The organism is Pseudoalteromonas sp. SG43-4 (genome assembly GCF_014164325.1).
Taxonomy (GTDB): Bacteria; Pseudomonadota; Gammaproteobacteria; order Enterobacterales; family Alteromonadaceae; genus Pseudoalteromonas; species Pseudoalteromonas distincta.
The window spans coordinates 124752-133165 of the sequence record NZ_JACJFB010000014.1 but is presented as its reverse complement, the minus strand read 5'-3'; the positions used below and the strand labels follow the sequence as shown (position 1 = coordinate 133165).

The 8414-nt window shown below is 38.6% G+C and carries 6 protein-coding genes; 3 read left to right on the top strand and 3 right to left on the bottom strand.

Going from position 1 to position 8414, the window contains the following annotated elements; translation table 11 throughout:
• Positions 1–185 precede the first annotated feature (185 nt).
• The gene (gene gppA, locus H5160_RS14410; RefSeq protein ID WP_182737827.1) at positions 186–1679 is read right to left on the bottom strand and encodes a guanosine-5'-triphosphate,3'-diphosphate diphosphatase; all 1494 of its coding nucleotides are present in this window, start codon (positions 1677–1679) and stop codon (positions 186–188) included.
• A gap of 43 nt (positions 1680–1722) precedes the next feature.
• Positions 1723–3000 carry an ATP-dependent RNA helicase RhlB gene (rhlB, locus tag H5160_RS14405; protein ID WP_002960940.1) on the bottom strand — a complete coding sequence of 426 codons (1278 nt, stop codon included), beginning with the start codon at positions 2998–3000 and terminating at the stop codon, positions 1723–1725.
• 91 nt (positions 3001–3091) lie between these two features.
• Here rhlB and trxA point away from each other — a divergent pair, with 91 nt between their 5' ends.
• Positions 3092–3418, top strand: a complete 327-nt coding sequence (trxA, locus tag H5160_RS14400; RefSeq protein WP_002960942.1) for a thioredoxin TrxA — start codon at positions 3092–3094, stop codon at positions 3416–3418.
• A 186-nt stretch (positions 3419–3604) separates the two neighbouring features.
• The gene (rho, locus tag H5160_RS14395; protein ID WP_002960945.1) at positions 3605–4864 is read left to right on the top strand and encodes a transcription termination factor Rho; all 1260 of its coding nucleotides are present in this window, start codon (positions 3605–3607) and stop codon (positions 4862–4864) included.
• Between the two features lie 63 nt (positions 4865–4927).
• Here rho and H5160_RS14390 read toward each other — a convergent pair whose 3' ends face one another.
• On the bottom strand, positions 4928–7747 hold the full coding sequence (locus H5160_RS14390) for an ATP-binding protein (protein WP_182737826.1): 2820 nt from the start codon (positions 7745–7747) through the stop codon (positions 4928–4930).
• Positions 7748–7823: 76 nt separating this feature from the next.
• Between H5160_RS14390 and H5160_RS14385 the strand changes: the two genes are divergently transcribed.
• The gene (locus tag H5160_RS14385; protein WP_182716693.1) at positions 7824–8396 is read left to right on the top strand and encodes a DNA-J related domain-containing protein; all 573 of its coding nucleotides are present in this window, start codon (positions 7824–7826) and stop codon (positions 8394–8396) included.
• Positions 8397–8414 lie beyond the last annotated feature (18 nt).

Below are 8414 nucleotides of genomic sequence, written 5' to 3'. Positions count from 1 at the left end.
CACCCTGAGTTGTTCGTGCCTCGCTATGCGTTGCTGTTTCCCGTCTCAGTGGGGTCGCATTATAGGGAGATCCGAAAACAGATCAACCCTTTTTTGAAGAAAACTTGAAATAATGTGCTGTTCGCACATATTTACATCGAAATGGTTACTTTAAACACTAAAAAGGCCCTGATGGGCCTTTTTAATTAGTTTACTATGAGCTTCCAGCCAAGTTTTCCTTGCTGTTTAGACTCTTGTTGCAGCTCACTGGCCATTAATGGATGATCTTTTAACCAGTTACTTTCAAACTTAAGGTCTAACACTTCATTTTTAGCAGTTAACTCAAACTTAGGCAGTACATCATCTTGTCTGCGCATTGATAAAATGACTGCTATTCGTAGTAATCTCACTATATATTGCGCTAATAGACTATTTACGCCGAGTGAATTAAAACAACCTTTTGGAAAATCAGATCGATGTGCATCTGCTACCGCTACTATTAATTTATGCTCTGACTGTGAAAAACCAGGCATATCGGTATTTTCCAAAATATAAGCGGTATGTTTATGGTACTGCTTATACTCTATTAGTAATCCAATCTCATGAAGCTGCGCTACCGCTTTTAATAGTGGTAACCCATTTAAGCTTTCAATCGGCCAATCTTTATCAATACTCAGCGCTAACTGCATTGCCAAGCTTGAAACTCGACACGCTTGTTTTTGATCAACATGATAACGGCTCATAAACCCATCAACAGTGCGTTTGCGAATGTCGTTATTATGTAACTCCGGAACCATGCTATATAAAACACCTTCACGCAGTGCTCCACCCGCCAATCCCATTTTTTCTATTTCAAGAGATTCAAATAGTGCGATTAAGATTGCAAGTCCTGATACAAATACCAGTCGACGGTCTTCACTTAACCCAGGAAGGTCTAACGCTGCAATAGTGCTAAATGCAACTGCTTGATCTTTTATGGTGTTGAGCTTTTCAAGTGTAAGTAAGTCGTCAAGATTTTGCGCGACCATAATTTCTTGAATTGCTTGTACCGTACCAGAAGCTCCAGATGCAATTTGCCATCCCGCTGCTTTATACTCTGGAGAAATTTCATCAATGACTGTACGAGCCGCTTTTATTGCTGCGTTAAAATTACTCTTACTTAGTTGGCAATCTTTAAAATAGCGTTCAAGATAGGTAACACACCCCATATTGAGGCTTTTGTAATGTAGGGCATCAAATGCTTTACCAATTACAACTTCTGTACTTGCACCACCAATATCAATAACAAGCTGTTTGCCAGTACAAGATGAAGTATGGGCAACACCTTTATAAATTGTGCGCGCTTCTAATTCTCCGCTGATAACATTAATGTTATGACCTAGAATTTTTTCGGCATGATTTTTAAATACGTCGGCGTTAGTTGCTAAGCGTAAGGTAGCTGTTGCTACTATGGTGATGTTTTTGTCTGGGATATCTTGTAGACGCTCAGCAAAAAGGGCAAGGCATTCCCAGCCTCGCTGCATTGCTTCTGTGCTTAATACGTTTCCTTTATCAAGCCCTGCGGCTAATCGGACTTTGCGTTTAACACGTCCAATTGTTTGTAGACCGCCAGCAATTGATTTGGCAATAAGCATATGAAAGCTATTTGAGCCCAAATCAATAACTGCGTACACATTTTTTTGCGGTTTAAGTTGCCCCACCGTTCAAAAACCTCTAGTTACTACTACTTATACAAACGGTCGCTTACGACCGTCCTTTTTGGTAACTATTATTTGGGCGACGTCCGCTATTATTACTACGGTTACGTGGACCTGTTGAATAGTTGCGCTTTCTTTGAATAATAGGCTGAGTTAAATCATCTAGCAATGCTGTTTTATCATAATGTGATAAAGGAATGCTGTGCTCTATATATTCTTCAATTTCATGCAGGTTGTATGCATATTGCTCACATGCAAAACTAATTGCGTGGCCTGATGCACCAGCGCGGCCAGTACGGCCAATACGGTGAACATAATCTTCACAATCGTCAGGTAAATCAAAGTTAAACACATGACTTACTTCTGGAATATGAAGACCACGCGCTGCAACATCGGTCGCAACTAAAAAGTCTAAATCACCTTTGCTAAATTGCGCTAATATAGTTTGGCGTTTTTTCTGGTTAACATCACCAGTAAGCATACCTACACGATGACCGTCTGATTTAAGCCAAGCATAAACCGTCTCACAACTATGCTTGGTATTTGCAAACACGATTGCCTTCTCTGGCCATTCTTCTTCAATTAAGGTTAACAACAGCTTAATTTTATCTTCTTGCGAAGGATGAAATAGCTCTTCTTGAATACGTTTACCCGTTTTAACGTCAGGTTCAATTTGAACATGCTCTGGGTTTGTCATGTGCTCAAAAGCTAATTCTTGTACGCGGTACGACAATGTGGCAGAGAATAATAAGTTTAAACGCTTTGATGTATCTGGCATACGATCGAACATATAGCGAATATCTTTGATAAAACCTAAATCGAACATACGATCGGCTTCGTCCAGCACGACTACCTCAATTTCATTAAGGGTGTAACAGCCTTGCTTATACAGATCAATTAGGCGACCTGTAGTACCAATTAAAATATCAACGCCTTTTTCTAGTTGTGCACGTTGTTTTTCGTAATCTTCGCCACCATATACTAAACCTAAGTTAAGATTACAGTGCGGCGCTAAAATTTTAGCATCTTTGTGTATCTGAATCGCAAGCTCCCGAGTAGGGGCCATGATCAGGGCTCTTGGATGTTTACTAGGTGCTTTGCTAGATTGTAATAACCGATGGCACGTGGCGGTTAAAAACGCCAACGTTTTGCCTGTACCCGTTTGAGCTTGGCCCGCGATATCGCGTCCATCACAAATAAAAGGTAGGCATTTTGCTTGAATAGGTGTGCAATATTCAAACCCATTCTCGGTTAAACCGGCAACCACTTCCGGTGCGATAGCAAAGTCTGAAAACTTTTTATCGGTTAAATGTGTCTTAGTCATAGCGTTTAAGCATAACGTTTAAACTTGCAATAAGAAACAAGAGTGTTTAAATACGCACTAAATATTTCGCCTAACTAAATCGGAGAGCGCAATGAGCGAGAAAATAATCCAAATTACTGACGATAGCTTTGAAGCTGACGTATTACAATCAGACAAACCAGTACTAGTAGATTTCTGGGCTGAATGGTGTGGACCTTGTAAAATGATCGCCCCTATTCTTCACGAAGTTGCTGATGAATACGACAGCCGTGTGACTGTTGCTAAATTAAATATTGACCAAAATGCTGGCACACCGCCAAAGTTTGGTATTCGTGGTATCCCTACTTTACTTCTTTTTAAAGATGGCCAAGTAGCTGCAACGAAAGTAGGTGCTCTTTCAAAAACTCAACTTATCGAGTTTTTAGAAAACAACATCTAACGGTAAGCTAGAACAATAAAAAGGGCTTTTTTGCCCTTTTTTAAATTTATTTTGTATAAAGACTGGACGCTTTGCCAGTGAACTGCTAGTTTATAAAGCCAACTAATCCTTAGTTATATTCAACAAACCTCACTCAACGATCAAAGCGATTTTGAGTATGACAACTGTAATAAAGAACCCACCAATATGCATTTACGCGAATTAAAAGACAAGTCGATTAAAGAGCTTGTAGACTTAGCTGAGTCCATGGGGCTCGAAAACGTAGCCCGCTTAAGAAAGCAAGATATCATTTTTGCCATTCTTAAATCCCATGCCAAAGGCGGAGAGAATATCTTCGGCGGCGGTGTATTAGAGATTTTACAAGATGGTTTCGGCTTCTTAAGATCATCAGAAGCCTCTTACTTAGCTGGGCCAGATGACATTTATGTTTCACCTAGCCAAATTCGCCGTTTCAGCATGCGTACTGGCGATTCAATTTCAGGCCTTATTCGTCCACCTAAAGACGGTGAACGTTACTTTGCTTTACTCAAAGTAAATGAAGTTAACTTTGATAAACCTGAAAACTCTCGAACTAAAATTCTTTTTGAAAACCTTACTCCACTACATGCAAACGAACGTTTTCGCATGGAACGTGGTAACGGCAGTAAAGAAGATATTACAGCCCGTGTACTTGATTTAGCATCTCCTATTGGCCGCGGCCAACGTGGCTTGTTAGTAGCTCCGCCAAAAGCGGGTAAAACAATGCTACTTCAAAACATTGCACAATCAATTACGCATAATCACCCTGATGTAACATTAATGGTTTTACTTATTGATGAACGTCCGGAAGAAGTAACTGAGATGCAACGCCTAGTTAAAGGTGAAGTTATTGCATCAACGTTCGATGAGCCAGCTTCTCGTCACGTACAAGTTGCCGAAATGGTTATCGAAAAAGCAAAACGCCTAGTTGAACATAAAAAAGATGTTGTTATCTTATTGGATTCAATCACTCGTTTAGCACGTGCTTATAACACCGTTATTCCTTCATCAGGTAAAGTACTTACTGGTGGTGTTGACGCTAACGCATTACATAAACCTAAGCGCTTCTTTGGTGCTGCACGTAACGTTGAGGAAGGTGGTAGCTTAACTATTATAGCTACAGCGCTTATCGATACCGGCTCTAAAATGGATGAAGTTATCTACGAAGAGTTTAAAGGTACTGGTAACATGGAACTTCACCTTAACCGTAAAATTGCGGAAAGACGTGTATTCCCTGCTATCGACTTTAATCGTTCAGGCACTCGTCGTGAAGAATTACTAACAAAACCAGATGAGCTTCAAAAGCTTTGGATTTTACGTAAAATTGTTCATGACATGTCAGAAATTGATGCAATGGAATTCTTAATCGATAAACTATCGATGAGCAAAACCAATGATGAATTTTTTGATTCGATGAGACGCCAATAAAGCGTTTTAGCTGAATAAAAAAAGCGCCTAAGGCGCTTTTTTTATGTCTGGATTAAACACAGTTTAACTTTCGTTATACTTTTTAAGTACACTCTGCAGCGTATCAACGAGCGCTTTAAAGTCATTCGCACTACTTTTTTGGGTCCTGCGTAAAAGGGCTCTATCTAAACTTTGAGCCGATTGCGCAATTTCATCTAAACCAAACATTTGCGCCGCTCCTAAAATGCGATGACTATCTTTTTGTAGCGCGGCTAAATCTTCACTTATGAAATGCTGAGTAATCGTTTCACTCTCTAAAGCAAAGCTTTGCTTAAAACTAATGACAAGATCGCTCATATCAACTTCATTTTGCTTTGTAATTGGCTGATCTTCTGCATTATGTAGGTGGCTGGAAAGCGCTTTATAAAATGACTCTTTATCTATCGGTTTACCTAAGTAACCACTAAACCCTAACTCTAAATAGCCATCCACTTCATGACTCATAGCATTTGCAGTTAAAGCAAAAATAGGCCGCTCAAAACCACACTGTTTTAATAGCTGAAAAGCAGAACGCCCATCCATCACAGGCATTTGAATATCGAGTAGCACTAAATCAGGATACTCTTTTAAGCACTGCTCTACCGCTTGCTCACCGTTTTCAACGGCAATAACCTCGAGCCCCATTGAACGTAAATAGCGGCTTATTAACCTTCGATTATCAGGGTGATCTTCTGCAAGTACAACACGCCCTGCCAATTGCTTATTTACCTTTGGAGCACTTTGAGTTTCAATCAGGCTTTGCGATTTATTTACTTCTGCGCACGGTAAAAAGAACGAAAACTGACTGCCCTTTTTGTATTCGCTTTGTACACTGATATAACCGCCCATCATCGCGGCTAATTGTTGCGATAAGCTAAGGCCTAACCCTGTCCCCCCAAAGCGACGGCTAATACTGTTATCAGCTTGGCTAAAGCATTCAAAAATAAGCTTTAACTGTTTAGAGCTCATACCAATACCGGTATCTTTTACAATAATCACTAGCCCTTGTTCACTCTTATTTAAAGCAATAATGATTTGGCCAGCGTGAGTAAACTTAATAGCATTAGCACATAAATTTATAAGAATCTGTTTTACGCGTATTAAATCCAGCTTAGTGTAAAACTCATTACCCACTTGATTGTCTAAAATAAGGCGTAGATTTTTTGCTTTTGCTTGAGTGATAAACATTGCATGTACGTCATTTACAAGCTCTACAATATCAAAGCACGAAATATTTAACTCTAATCTATTGGCTTCAATTTTACTTAAATCGAGTACATCATTTATTAAGCTTTTTAAATGGTCACTGTGACGCTGAATTACTCTTAGTTCATCTTTAAGTGACTCAGGCTCATATAATTCATTAATTAAAGCATCTGTTTGCCCTAAAATAGCCGTTAGTGGAGTGCGGATTTCGTGGCTAATATTGGCCAAAAACTGGCTTTTAACATCGTTAGCTTGTCTTAGCTCCTGTGCTATTGCTTGTAACTCGGCAGTGCGCTGCGTAACTTGCTCTGTTAACTGCTGCTTAGCGCGTTTTTCTGCGCCACGGCGGTAAAGCGCAATACCAGTTACAACAACCAAAAGTAATAGTAAAAAAGAGAATAAAGTAAGCTGAGAACGCTGCGACATTTTTAGCTCTTGCACACGTCGATCTTGTTTAAGTTTTTCTATTTCTTGGTTTAATTGTGTTGCTTTAAATTGATGCTGAAGTACCGCTAATGCATTTATAATTGCTGTACTTCTGAGTTTTCGTAGCTCACTAATGTATTCTTGTTGCAAGGCCATTGCGCTTGAATAATCGCCTTTACTGGCTTCAAGTAGTGCTTTAGTCCCTAAACCCTCCCTAATTATTCGCTCACTGCCATATTCGTGGGCAAGTGAAATAGCTCTATCTAAACTTATTTTCGCCTCTTCTAAGTTGCCTTTAACAAACTGAATTTTACCAAGCGCATGTAGCGCATTAAGCTCTAAATTATGGTTACCTATTTTAAGCGCATAGTACTCACCTAATTTAGCTTGCTCGTACGCTTCATCTACTTTTTTTAACACTAAATTAGTATTTGCCAAGTTGGTATATTGCGTAGATAACTTATTGTAATCATTGGCTGAAATATAATAACGCAGCGCTAGCTGGTAATAATGAAGTGCTAAGTCAAATTGATTACTCTCCATATGAGCAACACCCATATTGTTGTATACCTGCGCAATACCGCTTTTATCATCTAACCGCTGATAAACTTTAAGTACATCTTGATAAAGACTAAATGCACTATCGTAGCGTGATAAGCGTATATAAACGCCTGCTATATTAAGTAATATGTCGGTTTGATCTTGCTCACTACCGTGCGCTTCGTAAATAGCTTTTGCCTTTAAGTAAAACTCTAGGGTATCGCCTAGCTTATTCATATTAAAATAAGCCAAACCAATATTATTTAGTAAATTTGCTTGTTCAAGTAGTTGTTCATTTTTTTCAGCTAATACTAGGGTGCGGGTATATTCACTTATGGCCTTTTGAAATAAGCCTTGATAAAAAAGTGCTACACCTTGCATTTTTATTGCACGAAAGTGCTCGTCAGGAAAGAAAGTATCTGAAGTGTTTTTTTCTAATAATTTAAAATAGTGTAAAGATTCTTTAAAATTATCAGCCGATAACGCACTATTACCTAATGCCGAATAAACAGCGACACGCTCTTTTTTAGAAACGTTTTTATTAGCAAGTAACGTATTTGCTAATTGTAACTTAGGCTCCCACTGCACTTCGTTTTTGAATTGCTCAAATAACGAATCACTATTTTGGGCATAGCTAGGAGCTATTAGTACACAGCATATAGTAAATAAGAGGCATTTAAACTTGCCCAGCATAATTTTAATCCTTCAAACCGTTACTTATATCAGTGTAATCTTTATTGAAGATACACTAACTACTAGGGCCTAAACAATGCTTAACCCACTGATTGATGAGATTTTTGAGCTGATATTAACAAGGCAGGTTTGGCAAGTTCATACTTTAGCAGCAGAACTGACAAACCGCAGCGCAATAACAACACTCGATAAAAGCCCTGAACGTGATTTATTTAAACGTAACTTTTTAATTATGAATGCATTGTACCAACTGCAGGCACAATTACGCCCTCAAAGTTTACTCATTTCAACTCTGCATATCGAGCTTTTAGAAAAAGAAGATAATAGTTTAGTAACAACGAACGAAAATTTGCGAGATTATTATTTAGATTGGCGTAATTATGATACCGATGAAGAGAAAATTGATGAGCTTTTGAATAGTTTTTGGCGTCAGTTTAAAACGACATCACCACAACAAGTATTAAATGACAATGAATTTAAAGCGTTGGCTTTAGAATGGAAGTTACCTGAAAATTTCACTCTTAAAAACATTCAAAAGCGCTGGAGACAACTTGCATTACAGATGCACCCAGATAAACCAAATGGTTGTGAAGTTAAGTTTAAAAAAATAAAATTACAATACGAGCAGCTAAAGGTAGCTGCTCGCTAATTTGTTAATTTAGCGGTT

Coding starts and splice junctions, on each gene's coding strand:
- H5160_RS14390 (WP_182737826.1), bottom strand. CDS start 7,747: ATGCTGGGCAAGTTTAAATGCCTCTTATTTACTATATGCTGTGTACTA.
- trxA (WP_002960942.1), top strand. CDS start 3,092: ATGAGCGAGAAAATAATCCAAATTACTGACGATAGCTTTGAAGCTGAC.
- rhlB (WP_002960940.1), bottom strand. CDS start 3,000: ATGACTAAGACACATTTAACCGATAAAAAGTTTTCAGACTTTGCTATC.
- rho (WP_002960945.1), top strand. CDS start 3,605: ATGCATTTACGCGAATTAAAAGACAAGTCGATTAAAGAGCTTGTAGAC.
- H5160_RS14385 (WP_182716693.1), top strand. CDS start 7,824: ATGCTTAACCCACTGATTGATGAGATTTTTGAGCTGATATTAACAAGG.